Raw genomic sequence first — 22,572 nt, 5'->3', positions numbered from 1 at the left:
AGGCAAGGCGGAGTCTACCAACACGAAGGCGGCGAGGCGCAAGGGATGTTGGGTACGACCAACACGTGCAAAACTCCGATAAACGTCGTGAGCTTTAACGATCATGCCGGCAAAGAGTAAAGGGTCGCGCCGCTCGGAGACACATGCGGAACAGGGTACCCTTCAACCAAGTCTCTGCTGCACCCGGGGAGGACTACAGCGCCTTCAGTATAGCTCCATTGCATGGACTACAAAACGAGCGTGCTTCTGATCGACCCGACAAACATGGGGATTGCATGAGACTACCGGTCATAAAAAGAGGCTCGGCGGAGCATATCTTGGTGGTCGTCGTATACCTCGAAGCCGAGCCCGTGCCACTTAGGGTATATGGCACAAAAACCTTCCTACGCTGAGTTTAGAAGGGTAGTCTTTTTCCTACTGCCGGATAACCATGTGTCTGACAACGGACGGACTAAGAAAGCCTGGCGAATTCTAGGTGAGGTGCAGCGCATCGGGCCGCGAAGTTGTAAAAAAAGAGGCTCGACGGTTTGGCATTTGCGACGATCGCCCCTCGAGCCTCTGACATGCCCTTGTCAGGCGAACATAAAACTCCAATGAGGCAGGATGCGCAAGTCCGACCTGCCGCAATAGACAATGTTAAAGGCAGGTCGGGTGCCGACGTGTTGGCGACAGTCAGCCATTAGAGCGCGCGCCTGTATGGTTAACAAAAGCTGAGGCCCAATCAACCGGAACGCAATGACCGATAGACCGGGCCTCAAAGTTGCTGACGCGTGAAAAAGAAGCAGTCTGCTCTTCGTCAGCGCTTCATCGCCAATCGGGGGCTCTGGCGTGGAACCGACTCTCGAATGTTTCTCTTCGATTGCAGAATGCCACGGCCTTACTCCTATCAACTATTGAAGATCGGAGTGAGGTCCTTCGGCCTAGGTTCCGCAGCGAAGCTACGGTGGCGGCTGGCTCGAGTAAATAAATACATCGAGCTAATTTTCCCCGCTATCGCATGAGCGATCTGATCAAAAGACGAGGCCCGATCCACCGGCACGCAATTAACGTAGACCGAGCCCCGGCTGAGTGATGTGGTGCATTCTTTTTTCGTTCAAAGAGTTTAAAGATATTCTCCGACGATGTTCCGCAAGGCATCGACGGAGAGTTCGACTTCTCCGCTGCAGCGCCCTGAATTTCGAGAAAGCATTCTCGACGGGATTGAAATCCCGGGCCAGTAGGGCGGCAGGTGGAGCAACGCCAGTCCGCGCTCTCAATGGCTTGGCGAACCTCCGGGTGCTCGAGGCCATCACACGTCAAGTATCACCACCCCGTCATTGTCGTGGACATGGTCAAAGAAGCAATTCACGAGACAGGCTGATGTTCAATTCTGCAGGGGGAGCGAGAAAAAATGCATCGGCAACGGACGACCCGCGGATCGGCTAGCGGCGTTCTCGGTTGCGATCAAGTGATGAAATAAACTTTCGACAAATTAATTTTGCGATCGCTGCCAATTGAGCAAACGAGCGCTCTTGTCACGATCGCTGCCAACTTGTGCTCCGGCAAACGCTTGGCTACGGTGAAACAGCCAGAAAGCAGGTTTGGAATGACCGAAATCGCATTCGACCATAGTTATAGCCGACTGCCGGACAAATTCTTCATCCACACGTTGCCCACACCCGTCGCGTCTCCGAGATTAATTAAACTGAACCTTAATCTCGCATTGGAGCTAGGGCTCGATGATCGGTGGTTGAGCAGCGCAGAGGGTATCGACATGCTGGCGGGAAATAATATCCCGCGGGGCGCTTACCCTATTGCCACCGCATATGCAGGACATCAGTTTGGTCATTTCGTCCCGCAACTGGGCGATGGCAGGGCGATCCTGCTCGGCGAAGTCATTGATCGAAACGGTGTCCGACGTGATATACAGTTGAAGGGTTCGGGACAGACGCCTTTTTCGCGTGGCGGAGATGGACGTGCGGCGCTGGGTCCCGTGCTGCGCGAATATATCTTAAGTGAAGCAATGAATGCCCTGCGGATTCCAACGACCCGCGCGCTCGCTGCGGTACTGACCGGAGAAACTGTTGCGCGTGAGACGTCTCTGCCCGGTGCCGTTCTCACCCGCGTCGCCTCCAGTCACATAAGAATTGGCACGTTTCAATTTTTTGCCGCACGGGGTGACATTGAGGGCATCCGTGCTCTCGCAGACCATGTCATTGCCCGGCATTATCCCCACGCGGCAGCAGGTGAGATGCCCTACCTGTCGCTCCTGGCGGCAGTGATCGAAGCCCAGGCCTCGCTGGTTGCGCAGTGGATGTTGGCCGGATTTATCCATGGTGTGATGAATACGGATAACATGTCGATCGCCGGCGAGACTATCGACTATGGTCCATGTGCATTCCTGGACAATTACGATCCAGCGACGGTTTTCAGTTCTATCGATCATGCGGGCCGCTATGCGTATGGCAACCAGGGACCGGTCGCTCTGTGGAACCTGGTGCGTCTGGCAGAGACATTGCTCCCGTTGCTTGCGGACGATCAGGACACGGCAGTGTCCTTGGCTCAAAACGCGCTAGCCACTTTCGACGCCCAATTCGAGACGGTGTTTATCACCGGGATGAGAAAGAAGCTTAGTCTGTTCACCGAAGAAGAAAACGACCTGACGCTTATCAAAGAACTGCTCGACACTATGACGAAGAGCCAAGCGGACTTTACTCTGACGTTCCGATATCTGAGCCACTCTGCCGGGACTATGAACGACGATGAGAAAGTCCTCAACCTGTTTACAGAGCCTGGCGCATTCAGGGAATGGCTGGCACGCTGGCGGTCGCGGATCTCTCGCGAACCGCCAACAGGTTTTGAGCGCCGGACTGCAATGCTCCACGTCAATCCGCTTTTTATCCCCCGCAATCACCGCGTCGAAGCGGTGATAGCTGCAGCGGTCGAGAATAATGATTTTCGCCCGTTTGAAGAACTGCTGGCGGTGCTCGGCAAACCTTTCGAGGACCAGTCAACTTGGTACATTATGCGGAGCCACCAGAAGTTCACGAGCGCGTGCTGCAGACGTTTTGTGGTACGTGACGTCCCATATATCCAGGAGAAATCGAGGCTAGGCGCGGTGGGAAATTTGCGTGCCGAATCGGCCGAAACCGAAAAAGCACGGTTGAAGACTTCTAAAGGACCGCTTGAACCCACCAATGGTCAAAGGCCGCCAACTTTGCTTCACATCTAGTCCGGTCCTCACGGTTTTTCACCAAAAGCCGCGACTGCGGATCCAAGTTGGACTTGTTGCAGTCTTCGATCCCGCCTTGGGCTTGGCCGTCCAACCGCGTCGATCTGAGTTCTACGCACTGTCAAGGGCAAACCCTCGGAGATCATTGCTGTAACTCAAGGTTTTGAACTTTCGGGCGTGATGCCGAGTAGCAAACGGAGACGTCTGATCACTGCAGCGGCCTCCAGCATGACTAATCTCGTTTCATCGAGATAGCTGAAATCGATCCGGTCTGCGTAGTCCGTCAGCCTGCCACAAATATCCTCATCGATTTCGTAGGCAGCGGATCCATAAAGAGCTAACAGGCTTTGATATGCCTCGATTTGTTTTGCAGCCTCACGAAGCAGCGTCTGCTGCTCTTGCCGCGAGGTTGCTGCCAGCGTCCGCGCACTGGTTAACAACCGACGCACAATTCCGGGCTCCTGCGACAAGGTCAGTCCATATCCGGAACTTCCCCTGACTGAAAGATGGTCGTTGGCGGGCCGTACTCACCAATATTTGGCTCGGCTTCACGGGACCATGCAATCACCCCGTGGTGTTTTCTGGAAAGGTCGCGTGCGCTGCGCAGTGCACGCTCCTCGCTGTCGAATTGCACAGCATCGAAGGCAGGAGCAAGTTCTCCGTTGTCATCAAGGTCAAAGGCCATGACCACAACCAGTTTCGTTGGTGAAGACATCAAGTTATCCAATTCAATTCTGTGGTTGCTTTGGCCGAAGACATAGCACGACGTCCGCCCATTAGGTGAAGGTCTTCGGCGCGACAAAAGCTTGTTATTTGCCAGCCCAGGACGAGCTCGTGAGGCCCCGACACGGAATGTTTTGCTAAGTTAGGCGGCTAATCATCGAGTAGATCTCCATATTAGACATCCGTTATTTATTGTGCGATGCAAAAGAATTATTGCCATGCACAACAAACCAAGATACATATCTGTGTATTCAAAATTGAAGTCAACCAAGGCACCAGTAAATACTGGCTGCGCACAGGAGGATTCTGTAGTGAGCAAGACTGTCAAACAGACTAGCGATGCGTTCTCGATCCCCGCTTTCGATGCAACTGCTGTAACCGACCAGGTTCGCGAATTCACCGAAAAGGGCGTTGCTCAGTCCAAGGAAGCCTATGCCAAGATCAAGGATCAGGCCGAAGCTGCCCAGAAGACCCTCGAAACAACTTTTGAAACTGCTCAGTCGAATGGCGCCGCTCTTTCGCTGAAGGCTTTGGCTGCGCTCCGCGCCAACACCGAAGCCAGCTTCGCTCATATCGAAGCACTGATCGGTGTGAAGTCTTTCGGCGAAGTGATCGAACTGCAGAGCGCATTCGTTCGCAAGCAGGCTGAAGCCATCTCTGGTCAGGCCAAGGAATTCCAGGCTGTTGCTTCCAAGGCAGTCGAAGAAATCTCCGCACCGGTCAAGTCGGCGGTCGAGAAGGCAATCAAGGACGTCAAGGTCGCCTGATTTTGTGCTTCGTCATTGGCCGCCCATGTATCGGTTGGTTCATCATGATTTGCTGTGAACCAGCATCTAAATCCTGACCCTGTGCGTACTACTTCTATATCTGTGAGTTCATGGGCGTTTCCCAGTCCCGGCAGGGTTCATGCCCGGCACTATCGTGAACCCCTGTTTTGCATTGAAGACAATACGAAATCAACGATATAGGCTTGGTCTCCGCGGGGGCACGACGTTGCTCACAGCGCATAATCGGCTGCAAGCAGAACTGGTACTCTTTTGGGGCTTTCGACAAGGGACAGGCCATTGAACAAACGGATTGACCCCAATCTTAGGGTTTTTCTGATTGGAGGTTCGTCCAATGTCGGAAAATCAGCGTTGGCGTCCGCGCTCGCAGGAAAGGTCGGCTGGCGCTGTATGTCGACCGATAGGCTAGCCAGGTACCCGGGGCGGCCGTGGCGGCAGACAACCGCAGGAGTTGCCGAGCATGTCGCGCACCATTATCTGAACTCAAGAGCCAATGAACTGCTGGAATCCGTCATTCTGCATCACCGTAAGATGTCGCCACTTGTTGCGGAACTGATCCGGACAACGGTGAAGGATACGGGCTCGGGAAGACTGGTGCTTGAAGGATCGGCACTTTGGCCTTTCATCACGACCGGACACGGCTTGAAGGAAGTGGGAGCTGTCTGGCTGACTGCCAGCTCTGAGACCTTGCGCTCGCGAATTTATGAAGGAAGCGGGTTCCTGACTGCGGATGAAAAAGGCCGTGCACTGATCTCCAGGTTTCTGGAACGCAGACTGTTGTTCGACCAAAGGACTGCTCAGCTTGTCAGGGACCATGGCTGCAGAGTCCTGGATGTTGACGAGTACACAGCCGAGGAACTGATCGGCAGCATTATCGATGGCCTCGTGCGACCTTCAAAGCGCTAGAACTTCGGCATGAAGGATCGTCGAGGGCTTTGATGCATCGACCTTTTTCAATGGTTTGGAGGTAGGCCTGTTGAATTGCAACCAGTCTGATCCGAGCCATTCCGTTCAAACATAATGCCGCCCGCCGCCATCCCATTGGCAAGACGAAGTTCAAAGTAGGGACTGCAGATATCGCCTTATTTCTGGATCGCTACCATTTGGCGGTCCCAATCCACGAGTTCTATTCCGCTGGTTTTATACAGTGCACATGATGACACTTGGTCCACTTGTGCGGAGGTAGATTTTAATCGGGTTCGGTCCTTTCAGCGTCATGGTGTTGCGTGTGCCGCCAAGGGCTACCTTCAGATACCTCCACTGTGTTCCGTAGACAGGCCAGTATCGCGTTGCTGCACCCCGATTAGCAACTAGTAATGACCGCGTGCCAGATAACAGGTTTAACTAACAACCAATTTTAACCCTGATTTGGTCGACCTCTTCCACAGAACTGCAGACATTTTCGCATGGGACACCGTCTCCATCGCCATCAGCACGACGATAACCGCCACACCATAACTCGACGGCTTCTTCACATGAACTGACCTGTTTGCAACTGGCGGCAATCGGCCTGATCCATAGAGTCTGCTGTAGGCGGTCCGTTGCGCCGGTGACTGGATGGGCAGTCCCTGCAATCGGGGTAAGACTAAGTGCTACACTGGTAACGGCGACCCGTTTCCATTTCAACATTGATAATGTGCCCCTTTATGTGCGGTCGTGCCCACGTGGCCGCAGACGGTCCTTTTATGGGGCAACGGGCAATCTGTAAACGCACCGCGCGCTCAGTATCGTGTTAATTTTTGCCCCGTCATACCGGGTCAAGGCTCATTCGTATGATCAAATAATACGAACACCTAGGCCCAAGGCCGAAAACCGCTCTTATCGGCATTTTCAAAGGAAGGTTTGCTAATATGGATCGACGGTTTGCAAACATCGTTGTCAGAGGACACGGGCTTTGACAGCGGTCGGAGCTTAAATCCTTTCAAGGCGAGCGAATCGTTCATGACCCGGCCGTTCAACAATAGCCGAGCAAACTCTCCTCGGATATCAGCTGTGCAGCAGCGGAAGCAGTTGATCGCCCTGCCGCTTGATCTCGGACAGGTATGGCGTGTCCGACAGCACGAAATGCGTGATGCCCAGATCCTGGTACTTGCGCAGCGAACGGGCGACGTCCGCCCCTGAACCGACCAGCCAGGTGGTGCCGGCACCGCCGCCGCCGAACTTGCCCGGCGCGGTATAGAGATTGTCGTCGAGGACCTCGCCGCGCAACCCGAGCGCACCTGCAATCAGCCCACGGCCGGGTGCTGTCTATCGCCTCCGTCCAACAGCAGCTTGCGGTCTCCAGACTTGGTGACGGTCACCTCCGGTCATACTTCATGCAGCTCTGCCAAAGCCTCGGGGCATCAATGATCCACGATCCCGAAAAACTCTCTATTGAGGTGACGGTCGATGACAGTGCCGCCAAGGCGAATGTGTCGGTCAGTCTCGGTCTCATCGTCACCGAACTGGTGATCAATGCTCTGAAACATGCGTTTCCCCGCGATCGCAGCGGTAAGATCGTCGTCGACTATCGTTCCGATGACACGAAATGGTCGATGTCGGTAAGTGACGACGGCGTCGGGGTTTCTTCCGACCCTAAGTTTTCAAAACCCGGCTTGGGCACGGGCATTGTCGATGCGATGGCAAAACAGCTCGATGCCATGTTCACGACCGTCGCAGGCAATCCGGGAACGAAAGTCTCGATTACTCATTCTTGATACCTGGCTCTTTGAGGCTCAGGAAGCACGCTCCGCTCCGGGTCAATCGTATATGTCAAATTGAAGCGCTCGGTGTGACCTCTCCCTAACGTCGGCATTTGGGCGCATTCCAGATGCGTGACCGTGACTGCATTTAGCCGGATGTCTTGCTCCGGATGTGACCGCATTCGATTTGCCAGCCTTGCTGACAGGTGCGTGAAGCAAACAGTCATCACATGTTCTGGCGTCAATTGAGAAAAATAAACCTGCATCGACGCGCAGTTCGGCGTCTGCTTTCTTTTTAATCTAGATTAGTTTGGTAGTGTTAACAGACGCCGTGCCAACGGCAGCATCTGCTATCAGGGATATCGCTCATGCCCAATCCGACCGTCGTCGGTCTCTCCGGCAATTTCTATCGTCCTTCCAAGACAAGATCGCTCGTCACCAACATCGTCGGTCGGATCGCCAATCGATATGGTCTGACGTCTGAAATCTTTGACCTGATCGATGTGGGAGACTCGCTCTGCTCCGCCCGCCATGCAAGTGAGCTTAGTCCCGCGGCAAGCAGCATTCTTGTTAGAATCGTGGCGGCTGATATTCTCGTGGTCGGCACACCCACCTACAAGGGCAGCTATACCGGGCTCTTCAAGCATTTCATTGATTTGCTTGAGCCACTCGCCCTGCACGGCAAGCCAATCTTGCTGACCGCCACAGGCGGTAGCGATAGGCATGCGCTGATTGTCGAACACCAGTTGAGGCCTTTGTTCGGTTTCTTCATGGCGCACACGCTCCCGACGGGCATCTTTGCCGTCGACCGCGACTTCGTTGATCACGAAATTGTTGCCGAACATATCGACACGCGGATCGCTCAGGCGGTTGAAGAAGCCCGCCCCTTTGTCGGGCAGTCGGCGGCTCAAGCTGTCAGTGCAGCGGAGTAGGGGCAATGACGCGGGCATTGACGCTTGGGGAGACGGCCAGAACGGTTGCAGCGGAATTTGCTGAAACTGCAGCACGCTATGATGAAAGCGGTGTGTTTCCGCACGAAAACTTCCGGAAACTGCAGGAGTACGGATTGCTGGCGCTGACCTCGCCCGTCACCTACGGCGGACGGGGCGCAGGGCTTGCCGATGCTGCGACTGTGATCGGCGAAATTGCCAAGGGCGAACCATCAACCGCACTTATCCTCATCATGCAATACATAAACCTTGCAACGCTGCCGGGCGGGCGCTGGCCGGAACATCTCGTACGGCGTGTTCTGGCTCATGCGGCGCAGCATGGTGCACTTATCAATGCCTTGAGGGTTGAACCGGAGCTTGGAACACCAATTCGTGGCGGTCTTCCCGCCACGACAGCTCGTCGTACTGATGAGGGCTGGTCACTGAGTGGCCGCAAGATCTATTCGACAGGCATTGCCGGGCTCACTTGGTGCATCGTCTGGGGGCGTACGGACGAAGAAAACCCGCGCGTGGGTGCCTTTCTGGTTCCTGCGAACGCCGACGGTTTGCGCATTGAGGAAACATGGAACCCGCTTGGCATGCGCGCGACGGCAAGCCATGACGCGATATTGAAGGATGTCCACATACCCTTCGACCATGCGGTCGATATTCGTCCCCTGGAGGAATGGAAAGACCGTGAAGCCGGCCAATCTGTCTGGATGGCGGTGCTGCTCGGTGCACTTTATGACGGCGTAGCGCGGGCAGCGCGTGACTGGCTCGTCCAGTTCCTCCATGACCGCAAACCGGCCAATCTTGGTGCTGCACTGGCGACGGTACCTCGTATCCAGCAGGCTGTTGGTGAAATAGAGGAACTACTCGCCACCAATGCACGGCTGCTCCGCGCTGCCGCACGCAGTGCAGATGCCGGCGAAGCTCCCTCATCCATAGAGAGCAATCTTCTCAAGCTGACCGTGACCGAGAATGCCATTTCTGCCGTGGAAAAGGCCCTTAAACTTACGGGCAATCACGGAATCAGCCGCAACAACCCGCTGGAGCGTCACTACCGCAACGTCCTGTGCGGCCGCATTCATTCACCCCAGGAAGACACGGTGCGGATCGCCGCGGGGCGAGCCGCACTGGGAATCTGAAATCAATTGCTCGTTAAAGGAGGCCACTATGCCAGTCGAATTCATCGGTTATGTCGGAAATGCCAATGGGTCGGAAACGATCCGGTCGACGGGCCAGGTGCTTGACCTGAACTATATCGAGGCACTCGCGAAAGTGCAGGAAAACGGCGGTTTCGACCGTGTGCTTCTGGCGTTCAATTCGACGTCTCCCGAAAGCATTCTCGTAAGCCAGCATGTGACCAGTGTGACCAAGACGCTCAATGTCATGATCGCCCACCGTCCCGGTTTCACAGCGCCAACCATAGCAGCGCGTCAGCTTGCGACACTCGATCACATTAGCGGGGGGCGTGTCGGCGTTCATATCATCACCGGCGGCAATGATGTCGAATTGGCTCAGGATGGCGATCACCTGACGAAGGACGAGCGCTACGCACGGACGACGGAATATCTCGACATCGTCCGTCAGGAATGGACCAGCAAGGAACCATTCGATTATGACGGCAAATACTACAAGGTCGATAAGGCTTTCGGCAGCATAAAACCGGTGCAGCCCGAAGGAATACCGATCTACTTCGGCGGAGCGTCGGATGCGGCTCTTCAAGTGGCAGGCAAACATGCGGACATCTATGCCCTCTGGGGTGAGACCCACGCGCAGGTGAAGGAACTGGTTCAACGTGTGCGTGCGGCTGCAGCCCCCTATGGCCGTTCACCGCGTTTCAGCCTGTCGCTGCGCCCGATCCTGGCGCAGACCGAAGAAGCGGCATGGGCCAAGGCCGACGCGATTCTGGAAAAGGCCAAGGCTTTGATCGAGGCGGGCAGGGTCCGCGACCCCAACAACCAGCGCTTCAATCAGATCGGCGGGCAGAACCCGGCCAATGAAGGCTCAAAGCGCCTTTTGGCCGCGGCGGCGCAGGGGGCGGTCCTCGACAAGCGGCTGTGGACGGGGATTGCCGGGCTGACGGGTGCGCAGGGCAATACAACCTCATTGGTCGGCACCCCGGATCAAGTCGCTGAAGCGTTCCTCGACTACTACGACCTTGGCATCACAACTTTCCTTATCCGCGGCTTCGATCCGATCGAGGATGCCTTCCACTACGGTCGGGATCTTCTGCCGCGCGTGCGCGAGCTCGTGGCGCAGCGGGATGCGGAGGCAAAAAGCGCGCAGGCGGCGGAGTAGGTGCAGGCCGAAACCGTCGCAGTTCAATCAACACAATTTCAAGGAGATGGGAAATGGGGAATTTCACGCTTGACCGCCGCACATTGCTGCGCGGTGCCGGTGCATTGGGGCTGGCAGCGCCGTTCGGTTCCATGGCTCTGACCGGGCTGGCTGGCGCGCAGAACGCAGCAGCACCCGCAAAGGAACTGAAGAAGATCAAGTTCGCCACGAATGCTTCGGCGATCTGTCTTGCACCGGTCTTTGTTGCCAAAGAGCAGGGGATCTTCGCCAAATACGGCCTCGACGTTGAACTGGTGAACTTCGGCGCATCAACCGAAGCGCTTCTCGAGGCGATTGCAACGGGCAAGGCCGATGGCGGGGTGGGTATGGCGCTGCGCTGGCTGAAAGCACTCGAGCAGGGTTTCGACGTCAAAATTACCGCTGGTACCCATGGCGGCTGTTCGCGTCTGGTAACACCTGCGAGCACCGGACTGAAAACACTCTCGGATCTGAAAGGCAAGTCCATCGGCGTTTCGGATCTTGCCAGCCCCGGCAAGAATTTCTTCTCGATCCTTCTTAACAAGGAAGGGATCAATCCCGTCTCTGATGTGGAATGGCGGCAGTATCCTGGAGAACTGTTGCAGGTCGCTGCCGAAAAGGGAGAGATTCATGCCATTGCCGACGGCGATCCGAAGGCGTTCTTCTGGCTCCGCGACAACAACTATGTGCAGATCGCCTCGAATCTTGACCATGGTTTCGAGAACCGGGTTTGCTGCATCGTCGGTCTGCGCGGCAGTCTGATCCGTGACGATCTGCCGACTGCGACAGCTCTGACGCGCGCACTCCTGGAAGCACAAGACTGGACCGTCGCAAAGCCGGAAGACGCGGCGAGGGCATTCCTGCCGAACGCGCCAAAGGACAAGTCGACCGACGACCTGATCGCAGTACTGCTCGCCCAGACCCACAACCACAACCCGACGGGGACTGACCTCAAGAAGGAGATCGCGCTTTACGCAGGTGAGTTGCGCGATGTGCAGGTTTTCAAACAGTCGACCGATCCGGATGCGTTTGCCGAAAAGGTCTACGCGAATGTCCTGACAGCCTGAGGAAAGGAAGAGGCATGACCGCCATCGAAGCGAACGACACGGCGTTCTCGGCCGCCCGGGGAACCTCGGCTCAGTCAGCGAGGAAACCTGGCCGATTTTGGCGGACGGGCGCGATTGCCGCTGTTCTCTGGGTCGGTTCCGCGGCTGTCATAGAGTTCTGGCCCGAGATCATTCCCGCGCCCTACGGCAGGGAGCTTGCGATCTTGTCGGTTCTTGTTGCAGCGCTGCTCGTGCTGGTTCTGACCACAGGATCACTCCTCGGCAAGACCGCGGTCTGGATTCGCTATTATGGTCCCTGGTTTGCTGTTGCGGCGGTGGGGCTTGGGATCTGGGAGGTGGTGACAGCCAAGCTCGCGGTGCTTCCGGTCCCATTCTTCTCGTCACCGCAAGGTATTCTGGAGGTTTACATCGATGATTGGGCACGCCTCAGCGAGAGTGTCCTCCATTCCGTCTTGCTTCTCGCCAAAGGGTATTTCTTCGGTGCGGTCGTCGGCTTCACAACCGGTGTCACAATCGGCTGGTCACGGGCGGCCGGCTATTGGGTTCATCCCATCCTGCGGCTGATCGGACCGCTACCGGCGACGGCATGGCTGCCGCTTTCCTTCTTCATATTCCCCTCGAGCGGCTCGGCGAGCGTCTTTCTCATTGCGCTGGCCACGGCATTTCCGGTGACAATCCTCACCTGGTCCGGCATTGCCAGCGTCAACCGTGATTATTACGACATCGCCCGTACGCTTGGGGCCAGTCGCTGGTTCCTGATCTTCAAGGTCGCCATACCAGCCGCCTTGCCGCATGTCTTCGTCGGCCTGTTCATGGGTCTCGGGACATCCTTTGCTGTCCTGGTCGTTGCCGAAATGCTTGGCGTAAAGGCAGGGTTAGGCTGGTATCTGCAATGGGCGCAAGGCTGGGCCGCTTACGCAAACATGTACGCCGCGCTCATCGTGATGGCGCTGATGTGTTCCAGCCTCATTACTATCCTGTTCCGCATCCGTGACAGGGTGCTCTCGTGGCAAAAGGGGTTAGTCAGATGGTAGCGGTTGCAAAGTCCGATTTTCAGACGCCATCACACCGGACAGGTGTTCAGGTGAATATCAGCGCCGTCTCCCATCAATTCGAACTCGAAGGCGCCCCCCTGCCCGTTCTCGACCAGGTGAGCTTTTCTGTCGAGCCGGGACAATTTGTGGCACTGCTCGGACCGTCCGGTTGCGGCAAGTCCACTTTGCTGCGGCTCCTCGCGGGTCTTGACCATCCGACCAGCGGTTCGTTGCGGGTTGATGGCGAGGAGATCGGCGATCCGGGTCCCTCGCGCATCCTGGTATTCCAGGACCCGACGCTCTTTCCCTGGCGAACCGTCTGGGACAATGTAGCGCTTGGCCTTGAAGCCCAGGGCATCATCAAGACCAGCGGGGGGCGTGTCGACGCTGTATTGCGGCTCGTCGGTCTCGATGGATTTGCAAAAGCCCATCCGCACCAGCTATCGGGAGGTATGGCGCAGCGTGTCGCGCTTGCGCGTGCCCTTGTGAACGACCCGCGTCTGCTACTCCTCGATGAGCCATTGGGTAAGCTCGACTCATTGACGCGGCTCACCATGCAGGCAGAACTGGTGGCCTTGTGGCAGAAGGCCCAAATGACCGCCATCCTTGTCACCCATGATGTCGAAGAAGCCCTGTTCCTGACGCAGCGGGTTCTGGTCTTTGGTCCGCGACCTGCACGGATTGTGGCCGATATTCCGGTGGATTTGCCTTATCCGCGTCATCGGGGTGACCCGAAACTTGGCGAATTACGCCGTGTGGCGCTCCAGCATCTTGGCCTGGCGGCCAACTGGTAGCCGGATGTTTTTGACACCAGTCCTCAACCGAAGATTGCCGATCATCGTTGGCGGCGGTGTTGGGCTGCTGATTGGTTACGGCATTGACAAGACGTTCGGCTTGCCCGGTTTGAGAGATCGCTCGGTGCGGGTACCATTGGTTTCGAGCGATCTGGCTGCCACCTGTGTGAGCGCCGCCAAAGACGGTGACCCGCGAGCCGCGGCACGCCTGTTCCGGTTGATTGCGGAGGGTAGTGATCCCGGACCCCTTCCGCCGCCGAGGCTCAGGGCGACAATCGTTGTCGATCCGCCGCACGTGGGCGATGTCTCCATAAGAGTAATTGATCTTGAGAAGGATGGGCTGCCCGCAGTCGATACCGCCGAGATCATCTTCGAGCTTTCCAAGCCTTCGTTCGGTCTCGGACCGTTCCGCCACACTATCGGTCGCAGCACTGACGGCTCGTTTACCGTGCCCTCAATCACCGTTGCAATGAACGGCTATTGGGCGGTGAAAGTCACTGCCGTTGACGCTGTCGGATCCAACCTCGAGGCAACGAACGTGCTTGAGATTGTCTGAACGGCGGCTCGGCCGTTCAAAGACGTCCCGACGGGTTGGCGCGGCTATTTATGGATGGGATCTTTCCAGAGGACGCCTTCCGGCTTTTCCACCGGTTCAATATCAAGATTGACGACGACCGGGTCCTGGCCTGAACGCACGAGCACGCATTCGAGCGTCTCGTCTTCGCTTGCATTGATCTCCTGATGCGGCACGTAAGGTGGGACATAGATGAAATCACCGGGTCCCGCCTCGGCGGTGAACTCGAGATGATTGCCCCAGCGCATGCGCGCTTTGCCTTTCACGACGTAGATAATGCTTTCGAGATCCCCGTGGTGATGCACGCCGGTCTTTGCGTTGGCGTGGATTGTCACTGTGCCTGCCCAGATTTTCTCCGCGCCAGCCCGCGCGTTGTTAATTGCCGTCGCCCGGTTCATGCCGGGCGTCTGGGCCGTGTTCGGGTCGAGCTGGTTGCCGGGAATGACCTTTACCCCGTTGTCGCGCCAGTCGATCTCCTCAGGTGAGTGTTCGTGATCGTGCGCATGGTCATGATGATGGTGGTCTTTTGACACTGGATTCTCTCGATACTGCTGGTTCAGGCGGCGGCACGTTCGCCGATCAGGCGCAGGGCTTCAATAACGTTGTCAGGTTCGGTCCGGACAAGCCAGTCGGGGCTCACATCGGCAAAACGGGCGGTGCTTGTCTGATCGATGACAATGGTTGCCGGCATCGGCAATTCCCATGTGCCCGTTCCCGTGACATCGCCGATCGGTGTTCCCTTGGCGAGGGCTGCCTGCCGGGACGGCTCGTCATAGCTGTAGAGGATGCCGAATTTGCGTGCGAGATCGTTGCCGAAATCCGTCGCGACCAGAAAATCAAGGTCGTGGCGTTCCTTGATGCCGACAAGACGCTCAGGCACCTGTGGGCTGACAGCCACCAGCGTTGCGCCAAGCTCTTTGACCGCGGCAGCAAGGTGCGTGTTGTAGTAGGATAGGGCGATGTTGCAGGCCGGGCACCCCTCAAACCGGAAGAACACCAGAACCAATGGACCCGTCGCAAGGAGTTGACGCAGCGAAAGCTCCGCGCCGCCGACTTCCTTCAGTGTAAAGGCGTCAACCTTGTCTCCAGCTTTGACGAAACCGGACCGGTCGGCGGTGTCGATGAGAAGTTGGCGCTGCTGAACATTAATTTTCAGCGCGCTTGGGTCCATTGTTTTGGCCCGATTAGCCTGGAATTCTGCAAGTGTCTGGTTGAGGCTCTTTGTCTCGGACATCACTGTTGCTCCGGTTGCTTGGTCACGCATCAAAAGTACGTTCTTTACAGCAGCAGCCACAGATAGGATTTTTTGCTTTGCCTGAGCGCCGCGAATATATCCTCCAGACGACTTCACTTTGTTAGCAAGGTATTCCTTGGGCGTCAGTGGACCGCATTGGCGCACATCTGGAGCTCGTGTGATCAAATGTTTACGGTTGGCGCGATCGGTAGCAATTATCTCCCGTATGCATACTGAAATTGCAAATCCATATCTAACTCGACCAACTTAATCGTCTTAAGCTTCTCGTTGTTCTGAGCGGCGGTGCATCGCGCCCGATCGAAGCAGATCAGGGAATTTGCAATGGCGGACAAGCGTAAACTGAAGCTAGGTTTCATGCTCCATGGTGTCGGAATGGGATGGGGAGATTGGCGTCACCCGGATTCCCAACCCGACGCAAGCACCAGCTTTGCGTATTATAAGAGACAGGCACAACTTGCCGAAAGCGCCAAGTTTGATTTTCTCTTTGTGGCGGACAGCGTCTTCATTACGGAAAAATCCAGCCCGCATTATCTCAACCGCTTCGAGCCGCTCACTATCCTTTCCGCACTTGCCGGGGCGACGTCAAACATTGGGCTCGTCGCCACGCTGACCGTCAGTTACAGCGAGCCGTTCAACGTGGCGGCGCGCCAGTTCGCTTCTTTGGATCACATCAGCGGCGGACGGGCTGGCTGGAACGTCGTGACCTCCTGGCTTGAAGGCAGTGCCGCCAATTTCAGCAAGTCTTCCCATCTTGCCCATGACACACGTTATGGCCTTGCGGGAGAGTATCTCGATGTCGTGCAGGGTCTCTGGGACTCATGGGAAGACGACGCGCTTGTGCATGACAAAGCCTCAGGCGTGTTCTTTAACAGGGCGAAGCTTCATACGCTTGATCATCACGGTGAATTCTTCCAGGTTAAAGGGCCTCTCAACATCGCCCGTTCGGCGCAGGGTCAGCCAGTAATTTTTCAGGCCAGAGCTTCTGAAGACGGCAAGAACTTTGCCGCCGCCCGGGCCGACGCGATATTCGTCCATCACGAGAATCTTGAGGAAGGTAAAGCCTACTACCGGGACACCAAGAATAGGGCCGCCGGCTTTGGCCGTGATCCAAACGACTTGTTCATCCTGCCCGGGATTCGCCCTGTCATCGGATCCACTGAAGAGGAAGCGGAGCGCAAATACCAGGAATTCGCCAATCTGACTTCTATCGAGAATGCCCTTTCCATGCTGGGCCGTCCTTTCAATGATTATAATTTTCTGCAGCACGATCTTGATGGCGCATTCCCCGATATTGGGGCGCACGGAGCCAACAGCAACCAAAGTGCGTCCAACAGGATTCTCGATACGGCGCGAAGAGAAAACCTTACCCTTCGACAGGTGGCATTGCGCTTTGCAACGCCGCGAACGGAATTCGTCGGTACGCCAACCCAGGTTGCTGACGCTTTGCAGCGCTGGCTGAACGAACGCGGATCGGACGGATTTGTCATCAACGTTTCGCTGCCGAATGAACTGGAAGTCTTTGTAGAGACGGTTGTTCCAATCCTTCAGGAGCGCGGCATCTACCGCACCGAATACGAGTCCGAAACGTTCCGCGGCAATCTTGGCATCCCGGTCCCAGTCAACAGGTATGCCGCAGAGATTTCGGCCGCCGCCGAGTGAATTTCCCCTCTGGATATTGACCCTAACGAAAGTTGATCCCCTCATGAAAATGATTTCCCGCCGATTTATCAATTTTGCCATCGCAGGTCTCGTTTCGGGGCTTGTCCTGGGGGCAGCTCCCTCAACATTCGCAGCTCAGGACCTGAGCAAAGTCACACTTCGAATTGGCGATCAGACAGGGGCTACGCGGGCAAAACTGGAGGCCGCGGGCTTGTTGAAAGACGTGCCCTATCAGATTGAGTGGTCGGTCTTTCCGGCAGCCGTCAATCTTCATGAGGCGCTGAAGGCAGATGCCATTGATATTGGAGGGGCTGCGGATTCCCCGACCGTCAGCGCAATTGCCGGAGGATCGAAAATCAAGGTAGCGGCTTACTTCTCGAACGGTGGCCTTGGGAGCTCGATTATCATACCTGCCGGAAGTCCGATCAAATCGATCCAGGACCTCAAAGGTAAGACGATCTCGCCAACAACACGCGGCAGTGTCGCCCACTATCTGACGCTTGGCGTCCTGAAAAAAGCCGGGCTCACTGTCAACGACGTGAAGCTCGCCTTCCTTACGCCAGCCGATGCGAGCGCCGCATTTCAAGCCGGAAGCATCGATGCCTGGGGAACCTGGGGCGTCTACAAGGCTCGCAGCATCGGTACTTTGAAAGCCACGGTCTTGATCGATGGGCCCGGTATCAATACGGGAAACAATGTTCTCAGCGCGACAGACAAAGCATTGAGCGATCCTGGTAAGGTTGCTGCCATTGCCGATTTTTCCGATCGCGTCGAGCGCGGCTACAAGTGGTCGACGGAGAACAAGGAGGCGTTCATCGACTTCTACAGCGCTTTCACCAAGCAGGATCGGTCAACAATCGAAAGCATCTATGCCGATGAGGCGGCCTACAAGCGCGGGGCGCTAGACGATGCCTTTGCTGCTTCGCTGCAGAACGTCTTTGAAACCTGGAAAGAGGCAGGGGTTCTCACCGGCTCGCTCAATCTGAGCGACTATGTCTATCGCGATCTTCCGACCAATTGATGGTCTGGATGATGAGTTCTCTTCACAGAGATCCTGTGCTGAATATTGACCGGATGGACGCCGCCAATCCAAAGGGCGTGAGTGCACTGCCGTTGCAAAAAATCACGCCTGCATCTGCGACACGTGGGAGCATTCCACGTTGGGTGAGACGCTTTTGCGGCCCGGTACTGCTCGTGCTGATCTGGCATGTCGCCTCGGTCTCCGGAGTGTTACCGGGCGAAGTTCTGGCGGGGCCGGCAACTGTCATTTCAAGCGCCGCCAAGCTGTTTGCAACCGGTGAGCTCCAACAGGCAATGTGGATATCACTCAGACGCGCACTCAGCGGTCTTGCGATCGGAGGTACGATCGGGGTGACACTCGCGGTTGTGGCAGGACTGTTCCGGCTCGGGGAGGACTTGATCGACGCGCCAATGCAAATGTTGCGGACTGTGCCCAACGTCGCCCTGATCCCACTGCTTATTATCTGGTTCGGTATCGGGGAAACGCCGAAGGTCGCGCTGATTGCGCTCGGTACCGCTTTTCCCCTCTACCTGAATGTTTATGCGGGTATCCGCAATGTCGATTCAACGCTGATCGAAGCGGGGCGGACTCTTGGACTTTCGCGTCTGGCGATGATCCGCCACGTGATCCTGCCCGGAGCGCTCCCGAATGCACTTGTGGGTCTGCGTTATGCACTCGGCATCGCCTGGCTTGCGCTTGTCTTCGGGGAGCAGATTAATGCAACAGCGGGCATCGGTTATCTGATGGCCAACGCGCGCGAGTTTTTCCAAACAGATGTCATCGTCGTCTGCCTTGCGGTCTATGCGCTGCTTGGCCTTGCCGTCGATTTCACGGTCCGAACTCTAGAGAAGGTGTTCCTTGCATGGCGGCCAGCGTTCAACGGAACTTGAAAATTGTCGAAACCGAAACGCCAGCGGACGTTTTGGGTCGGGCAAAAGCGAACGATTTGGCAGTCAGAGTGCGCGGGCTCACGCGCCGTTTTGGCGAGCGCGAGGTATTAAAGGATCTGGATCTCGACATCGCGCCAGGTGAGTTCGTCGCGCTCCTCGGCGCGAGTGGTTGCGGCAAGAGCACGCTGCTACGGATTCTCGCCGACCTTGATCGCGAAATGATCGGTGAGGTCGAAGTTCCTGTCCGGCGTGCGGTTGCCTTCCAGGCTCCTCGCCTGATGCCATGGAAGAAGGTCTGGCGAAACGTCGTTCTCGGTCTGCCGGGGCGGCCCGACGGCAAGCGGGCGCTTGCCGCTCTGCAAGAAGTCGGCATTGGCCACCGCGCTGATGAGTGGCCGAAGGTCCTGTCGGGAGGGGAGGCGCAGCGCACGTCGCTTGCCCGCGCCTTGGTGCGCGAGCCCGATCTGCTTTTGCTTGACGAGCCGTTCGCTGCTCTCGACGCGCTTACGCGTATCAAGGCACAGGAACTGGTTGGGGAACTATGGCAGCGGCATGGCTGTGCAATTCTTCTGGTCACCCATGACGTGGAAGAGGCCGTTCTCCTCGCGGATCGCGTTCTGGTGATGAAAGATGGTGTCATTGCTCACGAGGAACGCATAGCCATGCGTCGTCCGCGCGACGTTGCGGATCCGGCCTTTGCACGCATACGCGGCGATCTTCTGGACTGGTTGGGCGTGCGTCACGGAAAGCACCATAATGATTAAGGCCTTCGAACCAACGCTGCGGCCATTTGCACGGTGAGCGGTCATAGGCATGATACACTGGAATTGACCGCCGATGTTCTTATCATCGGCGGTGGATTGGCCGGAACTTGGGCAGCGGCCGCAGCTCGTCGGACCGGAGCCTCAGTCATACTCGTGGACAAGGGCTATTGTGGCACCAGTGGTGTCACCGCGACGGCTGGACCCGGTCACTGGTGGGTACCGCAGATCCTGCCGAATTGCGCGAGAACACAATCCGCAGCCGTCTCAAGACGGGGTTCGGACTGAACGACCCGGAATGGATGAGCCGGGTACTGGCATTGACTTGGGAAAGTCTGCCTACACTTGCGGGGTTCTACAATTTCTCGAAGGACGAAAGGGCATTACGCAGTACCGGGCACTCCGGGGTCCTGAATACATGCGCGCGCTCCGCAAACTGGTCGACAGTCTTGGCGTCACGGTCCTCGACCACAGCCCGGCATTGGAACTGCTGCAGAATTCCGATGGTTTGGTGTCGGGCGCTCGTGGTATCCGTCGCCAGAAGGGTGGTGATTGGCAAGTCCATGCAGGCGCTGTGGTGCTTGCGACCGGGGGGACATCGTTTCTTTCCCGCCCGCTCGGCTCGCACACCAACACCGGTGACGGCTACATCATGGCGGCAGAGGCGGGGGCAGAACTCTCCGGTATGGAGTTTACGAGTTACTACACTGTCGCTCCAGTGCATTCGACGATGACGCGGTCGATGTCTTATGCCTTTGCAACCTACTACGACGAGGATGGTGCCGTCATCCCGATGCCCTCCGGCCCGGATACAATGCGGCCTCTGGCGCGCGCCATGCTCAAGGGGCGGGTTTTCTGTGACCTGCATCGGACGCCTGAAGACATTCGAGCGAAAGTGCCGGTGATATCGCCAAATTTCATGCTGCCATTCAGGCGCTGGGGTATTGATCCCTACAACGATCGCTTCGAGGTCACGCTTCACGGGGAAGGGACAATCCGCGGAATTGGCGGATTGAGGATTGTGGGCGGTGATTGCCGCACCTCGGTACCGGGACTTTTCGCTTCCGGTGATGCCGCCACGCGTGAACTGGTTGCGGGCGCGATTTCCGGCGGCGGAAACATCAACTCGGCCTGGGCGGTTTCATCCGGGCAGTGGGCAGGACAAGGAGCCGCCCGCTACGCCAAGGAACACAAGGCCATTAGCGGCGGCCAGCCTATCGGGCAGGCAGGACTTCGCCCCAGTGCAGCGGCCAACAATGTCGATTTGGCTGCAACGCTCTCCGCCATACAGAACGAGGTTTTGCCGTATGACAAAAATATTTTTCGCAGCGGCGAACGACTTGAGCAGTCACGGACAATACTTGAAGGGGTCTGGACAGAGTTTCGTTCACATGCCGCCGGAAGCTCCGGCACATGCTTGCGAACACGCGAAACGGCAGCAATGTTGGCAACAGCGCGTTGGTGTGTGGCATCGGCACTTGCACGGGATGAAAGTCGCGGCATGCATCAGCGTGAGGACAGGCCCGAGATAGATCCGCACTTCAATCGACGCATCATTGTCGGGGGACTGGGGAAAGTCTGGACTGGCAGGGATCACGAGCCAAGACTGGAGCTCGCATCATGATCGAGCTCGTCATCGATGAGCGTTGTTCCGGCTGCAATTCTTGTGTCGAAATATGCCCGACCAACGTTCTTGAAATCGGCACCGGCAACTCTCCGTTTATAGCGCGACAGAACGACTGCCAGACGTGCTTCATGTGTGAACTCTATTGCGCTGACGATGCGATCTATGTCGGGCCAGACTGCGACCGGCCTGTTCCTGTCGAAAAGCAGGCGATTCTCGCGTCTGGTTTGCTCGGTGAATTGCGTCGCCATCACGGCTGGGACGAGTGGGCCATCGATTCCCGTTACACCAACGAACATTGGCAAATGGAGAAGGTTTTTTTGCGCGCGCGGGATACGATCTTCCCGACCCAAAGCCAAGAAACATAAAATGCATGCGTCAATGAACAATTACCAACGACTTGCTACCTCTGAGTGAGATATACTTATTTTTTCATGCATTATAAAACTTTCGTCTAATAGTATATTTACTGGAGTCATATCTGTATTTATCATCATGTGGCATAATTGCAACATACCGAAATTGTGACGCAGATTGCTCCAAAACATCATAAGATGTTCTTTGACTCTACTGTAGCAGTCGGGTTAATCGATGCGTGTCACTACGACTTTCATGGAGAGAAATTATGAATATTAAGGGCCTTCTACTCGGCTCCGCTGCAGCCCTCGTTGCAGTAACCGGCGCACGTGCTGCAGACGCAGTCGTTGTCGCTGAACCAGAACCCGTCGAATACGTTCGCGTTTGCGACGCTTACGGCGCTGGCTTCTTCTACATTCCGGGGACCGAAACCTGCCTGAAGATCAGCGGCAAAACAGGTTGACCCGCATCATCTGCGCAATGCCGCGGGCATCATTGCGATCGGTCTTGTTCGGCTGGGCTTTCAGGAATGCATTGTGTAACGCGTCTCGATGCAGATTACCGCCAGGCCGGCTTTGGCAAGGCCTCGAACGGCCATTGCGACCATGGTCCGGCTTCAAGACCGATCCGTTCGATCTTCCAGGCCCGGTCCTTCAAGACTTCCATCAGACAACTGGGTGACTGGTAACTTTCACCTCGCGACAAACCTTGCTTGTTTCGTCAAGGATACAAACGAGGTCTCTCCACCGATATGTCGAGTCTCGTCTAATGTTTCATACTGCGGTTCCTTCCTTGATGTTTGTGGCGGTTTCAATGCTGACTGCGTTTACCATCAGCCTGAACGGCAGCACCACAGGCCACAATGTGAAGAGAAGATGGGGCTCA

Annotated in this window: 22 protein-coding genes and 4 pseudogenes; 19 read left to right on the top strand and 7 right to left on the bottom strand. The window is 56.4% G+C overall.

The features are described 5' to 3' along the window. The first annotated feature begins 1,585 nt into the window (after positions 1 to 1,585). Positions 1,586 to 3,060, top strand: a pseudogene (locus tag CU103_RS20540) (protein adenylyltransferase SelO). Positions 3,061 to 3,366: 306 nt separating this feature from the next. Here the strand turns inward: CU103_RS20540 and CU103_RS20535 are convergent. Next, a complete protein-coding gene (locus CU103_RS20535; protein ID WP_106665886.1) occupies positions 3,367 to 3,681 on the bottom strand; it encodes a hypothetical protein in 315 nt (104 codons plus the stop codon). Positions 3,682 to 3,683: 2 nt separating this feature from the next. Further along, a complete protein-coding gene (locus CU103_RS20530; protein ID WP_106665885.1) occupies positions 3,684 to 3,926 on the bottom strand; it encodes a hypothetical protein in 243 nt (80 codons plus the stop codon). A gap of 319 nt (positions 3,927 to 4,245) precedes the next feature. Between CU103_RS20530 and CU103_RS20525 the strand changes: the two genes are divergently transcribed. Next, positions 4,246 to 4,701, top strand: coding sequence for a phasin (locus tag CU103_RS20525; RefSeq protein WP_106665884.1), 456 nt, complete (start codon positions 4,246 to 4,248; stop codon positions 4,699 to 4,701). A gap of 297 nt (positions 4,702 to 4,998) precedes the next feature. After that, positions 4,999 to 5,625, top strand: a complete 627-nt coding sequence (locus CU103_RS20520; RefSeq protein WP_146147824.1) for a P-loop NTPase family protein — start codon at positions 4,999 to 5,001, stop codon at positions 5,623 to 5,625. 438 nt (positions 5,626 to 6,063) lie between these two features. Here the strand turns inward: CU103_RS20520 and CU103_RS20515 are convergent, their stop codons facing one another. Both CU103_RS20515 and CU103_RS20510 read right to left on the bottom strand, forming a co-directional pair. Next, on the bottom strand, positions 6,064 to 6,348 hold the full coding sequence (locus CU103_RS20515) for an excalibur calcium-binding domain-containing protein (RefSeq protein WP_106665882.1): 285 nt from the start codon (positions 6,346 to 6,348) through the stop codon (positions 6,064 to 6,066). Between the two features lie 357 nt (positions 6,349 to 6,705). After that, positions 6,706 to 6,924 (bottom strand): annotated as a pseudogene (locus CU103_RS20510) (LLM class flavin-dependent oxidoreductase); the annotation flags it as partial. A gap of 140 nt (positions 6,925 to 7,064) precedes the next feature. On the opposite strand from CU103_RS20510, the gene CU103_RS32145 reads away from it, so the two are divergent. The 8 genes from CU103_RS32145 to CU103_RS20470 all read left to right on the top strand — a co-directional run bounded on the left by CU103_RS32145 (position 7,065) and on the right by CU103_RS20470 (position 14,102). Continuing rightward, positions 7,065 to 7,415 (top strand): sensor histidine kinase, encoded by a 351-nt coding sequence (locus CU103_RS32145; RefSeq protein ID WP_106665881.1) that lies wholly within the window; start codon positions 7,065 to 7,067, stop codon positions 7,413 to 7,415. Between the two features lie 353 nt (positions 7,416 to 7,768). Continuing rightward, positions 7,769 to 8,332 carry an FMN reductase gene (msuE, locus tag CU103_RS20500; RefSeq protein ID WP_106665880.1) on the top strand — a complete coding sequence of 188 codons (564 nt, stop codon included), beginning with the start codon at positions 7,769 to 7,771 and terminating at the stop codon, positions 8,330 to 8,332. 5 nt (positions 8,333 to 8,337) lie between these two features. Further along, positions 8,338 to 9,477 (top strand): acyl-CoA dehydrogenase family protein, encoded by a 1,140-nt coding sequence (locus CU103_RS20495; protein WP_106665879.1) that lies wholly within the window; start codon positions 8,338 to 8,340, stop codon positions 9,475 to 9,477. A 28-nt stretch (positions 9,478 to 9,505) separates the two neighbouring features. After that, positions 9,506 to 10,633 carry an LLM class flavin-dependent oxidoreductase gene (locus tag CU103_RS20490; protein ID WP_106665878.1) on the top strand — a complete coding sequence of 376 codons (1,128 nt, stop codon included), beginning with the start codon at positions 9,506 to 9,508 and terminating at the stop codon, positions 10,631 to 10,633. A gap of 53 nt (positions 10,634 to 10,686) precedes the next feature. Beyond that, positions 10,687 to 11,718, top strand: coding sequence for an ABC transporter substrate-binding protein (locus CU103_RS20485; RefSeq protein WP_106665877.1), 1,032 nt, complete (start codon positions 10,687 to 10,689; stop codon positions 11,716 to 11,718). A gap of 14 nt (positions 11,719 to 11,732) precedes the next feature. After that, positions 11,733 to 12,752: an ABC transporter permease gene (locus CU103_RS20480; RefSeq protein WP_106665876.1), complete on the top strand. Its 1,020-nt coding sequence runs from the start codon at positions 11,733 to 11,735 to the stop codon at positions 12,750 to 12,752. After that, a complete protein-coding gene (locus CU103_RS20475) occupies positions 12,746 to 13,546 on the top strand; it encodes an ABC transporter ATP-binding protein (protein WP_106665875.1) in 801 nt (266 codons plus the stop codon). The genes CU103_RS20480 and CU103_RS20475 overlap by 7 nt, the downstream gene beginning before the upstream one ends. A 4-nt stretch (positions 13,547 to 13,550) precedes the next feature. After that, entirely contained in the window at positions 13,551 to 14,102 is a 552-nt protein-coding gene (locus tag CU103_RS20470) for a hypothetical protein (protein WP_106665874.1), read from the top strand. 44 nt (positions 14,103 to 14,146) lie between these two features. Here CU103_RS20470 and CU103_RS20465 read toward each other — a convergent pair whose 3' ends face one another. Together CU103_RS20465 and CU103_RS20460 are read right to left on the bottom strand one after the other, a co-directional pair. Next, complete coding sequence (locus CU103_RS20465; RefSeq protein WP_106665873.1) at positions 14,147 to 14,653, bottom strand: cupin domain-containing protein; 507 nt, start codon at positions 14,651 to 14,653, stop codon at positions 14,147 to 14,149. A 23-nt stretch (positions 14,654 to 14,676) separates the two neighbouring features. Beyond that, positions 14,677 to 15,354 carry a peroxiredoxin-like family protein gene (locus tag CU103_RS20460; protein ID WP_106665872.1) on the bottom strand — a complete coding sequence of 226 codons (678 nt, stop codon included), beginning with the start codon at positions 15,352 to 15,354 and terminating at the stop codon, positions 14,677 to 14,679. Positions 15,355 to 15,696: 342 nt separating this feature from the next. On the opposite strand from CU103_RS20460, the gene CU103_RS20455 reads away from it, so the two are divergent. From CU103_RS20455 to CU103_RS20425, 8 genes and pseudogenes are all read left to right on the top strand, one after another. After that, a complete protein-coding gene (locus CU103_RS20455) occupies positions 15,697 to 17,034 on the top strand; it encodes an LLM class flavin-dependent oxidoreductase (RefSeq protein WP_106665871.1) in 1,338 nt (445 codons plus the stop codon). Positions 17,035 to 17,077: 43 nt separating this feature from the next. After that, complete coding sequence (locus CU103_RS20450) at positions 17,078 to 18,055, top strand: ABC transporter substrate-binding protein (protein ID WP_106665870.1); 978 nt, start codon at positions 17,078 to 17,080, stop codon at positions 18,053 to 18,055. A gap of 8 nt (positions 18,056 to 18,063) precedes the next feature. Then, a complete protein-coding gene (locus CU103_RS20445) occupies positions 18,064 to 18,945 on the top strand; it encodes an ABC transporter permease subunit (RefSeq protein WP_106665926.1) in 882 nt (293 codons plus the stop codon). Between the two features lie 56 nt (positions 18,946 to 19,001). After that, complete coding sequence (locus tag CU103_RS20440; RefSeq protein WP_245448910.1) at positions 19,002 to 19,709, top strand: ABC transporter ATP-binding protein; 708 nt, start codon at positions 19,002 to 19,004, stop codon at positions 19,707 to 19,709. A gap of 33 nt (positions 19,710 to 19,742) precedes the next feature. Next, a complete protein-coding gene (locus tag CU103_RS32140; protein ID WP_245448909.1) occupies positions 19,743 to 19,994 on the top strand; it encodes an FAD-dependent oxidoreductase in 252 nt (83 codons plus the stop codon). A 130-nt stretch (positions 19,995 to 20,124) separates the two neighbouring features. Continuing rightward, on the top strand, positions 20,125 to 21,330 hold the full coding sequence (locus tag CU103_RS20435) for an FAD-binding protein (protein WP_245448908.1): 1,206 nt from the start codon (positions 20,125 to 20,127) through the stop codon (positions 21,328 to 21,330). Continuing rightward, positions 21,327 to 21,698 carry a 4Fe-4S binding protein gene (locus tag CU103_RS20430; protein ID WP_106665868.1) on the top strand — a complete coding sequence of 124 codons (372 nt, stop codon included), beginning with the start codon at positions 21,327 to 21,329 and terminating at the stop codon, positions 21,696 to 21,698. Before CU103_RS20435 ends, CU103_RS20430 begins: the two co-directional genes overlap by 4 nt. A gap of 257 nt (positions 21,699 to 21,955) precedes the next feature. Next, positions 21,956 to 22,138 (top strand): annotated as a pseudogene (locus tag CU103_RS20425) (porin); the annotation flags it as partial. A gap of 1 nt (position 22,139) precedes the next feature. Here CU103_RS20425 and CU103_RS32135 read toward each other — a convergent pair. Further along, positions 22,140 to 22,457, bottom strand: a pseudogene (locus tag CU103_RS32135) (hypothetical protein); the annotation flags it as partial. Positions 22,458 to 22,572 lie beyond the last annotated feature (115 nt).

The organism is Phyllobacterium sophorae (assembly GCF_003010965.1).
Lineage (GTDB): Bacteria > Pseudomonadota > Alphaproteobacteria > Rhizobiales > Rhizobiaceae > Phyllobacterium > Phyllobacterium sophorae.
Note: the sequence above shows the minus strand (reverse complement) of the source record. Positions and strands in the feature narration are given on the sequence as shown.

Coding starts and splice junctions, on each gene's coding strand:
- CU103_RS20485 (WP_106665877.1), top strand. CDS start 10,687: ATGGGGAATTTCACGCTTGACCGCCGCACATTGCTGCGCGGTGCCGGT.
- CU103_RS20490 (WP_106665878.1), top strand. CDS start 9,506: ATGCCAGTCGAATTCATCGGTTATGTCGGAAATGCCAATGGGTCGGAA.
- msuE (WP_106665880.1), top strand. CDS start 7,769: ATGCCCAATCCGACCGTCGTCGGTCTCTCCGGCAATTTCTATCGTCCT.
- CU103_RS20530 (WP_106665885.1), bottom strand. CDS start 3,926: ATGTCTTCACCAACGAAACTGGTTGTGGTCATGGCCTTTGACCTTGAT.
- CU103_RS32145 (WP_106665881.1), top strand. CDS start 7,065: ATGATCCACGATCCCGAAAAACTCTCTATTGAGGTGACGGTCGATGAC.
- CU103_RS20470 (WP_106665874.1), top strand. CDS start 13,551: ATGTTTTTGACACCAGTCCTCAACCGAAGATTGCCGATCATCGTTGGC.
- CU103_RS20430 (WP_106665868.1), top strand. CDS start 21,327: ATGATCGAGCTCGTCATCGATGAGCGTTGTTCCGGCTGCAATTCTTGT.
- CU103_RS20475 (WP_106665875.1), top strand. CDS start 12,746: ATGGTAGCGGTTGCAAAGTCCGATTTTCAGACGCCATCACACCGGACA.
- CU103_RS20445 (WP_106665926.1), top strand. CDS start 18,064: ATGATGAGTTCTCTTCACAGAGATCCTGTGCTGAATATTGACCGGATG.
- CU103_RS20435 (WP_245448908.1), top strand. CDS start 20,125: ATGCGCGCGCTCCGCAAACTGGTCGACAGTCTTGGCGTCACGGTCCTC.
- CU103_RS20455 (WP_106665871.1), top strand. CDS start 15,697: ATGGCGGACAAGCGTAAACTGAAGCTAGGTTTCATGCTCCATGGTGTC.
- CU103_RS20480 (WP_106665876.1), top strand. CDS start 11,733: ATGACCGCCATCGAAGCGAACGACACGGCGTTCTCGGCCGCCCGGGGA.
- CU103_RS20515 (WP_106665882.1), bottom strand. CDS start 6,348: ATGTTGAAATGGAAACGGGTCGCCGTTACCAGTGTAGCACTTAGTCTT.
- CU103_RS20450 (WP_106665870.1), top strand. CDS start 17,078: ATGAAAATGATTTCCCGCCGATTTATCAATTTTGCCATCGCAGGTCTC.
- CU103_RS20460 (WP_106665872.1), bottom strand. CDS start 15,354: ATGTCCGAGACAAAGAGCCTCAACCAGACACTTGCAGAATTCCAGGCT.
- CU103_RS20495 (WP_106665879.1), top strand. CDS start 8,338: ATGACGCGGGCATTGACGCTTGGGGAGACGGCCAGAACGGTTGCAGCG.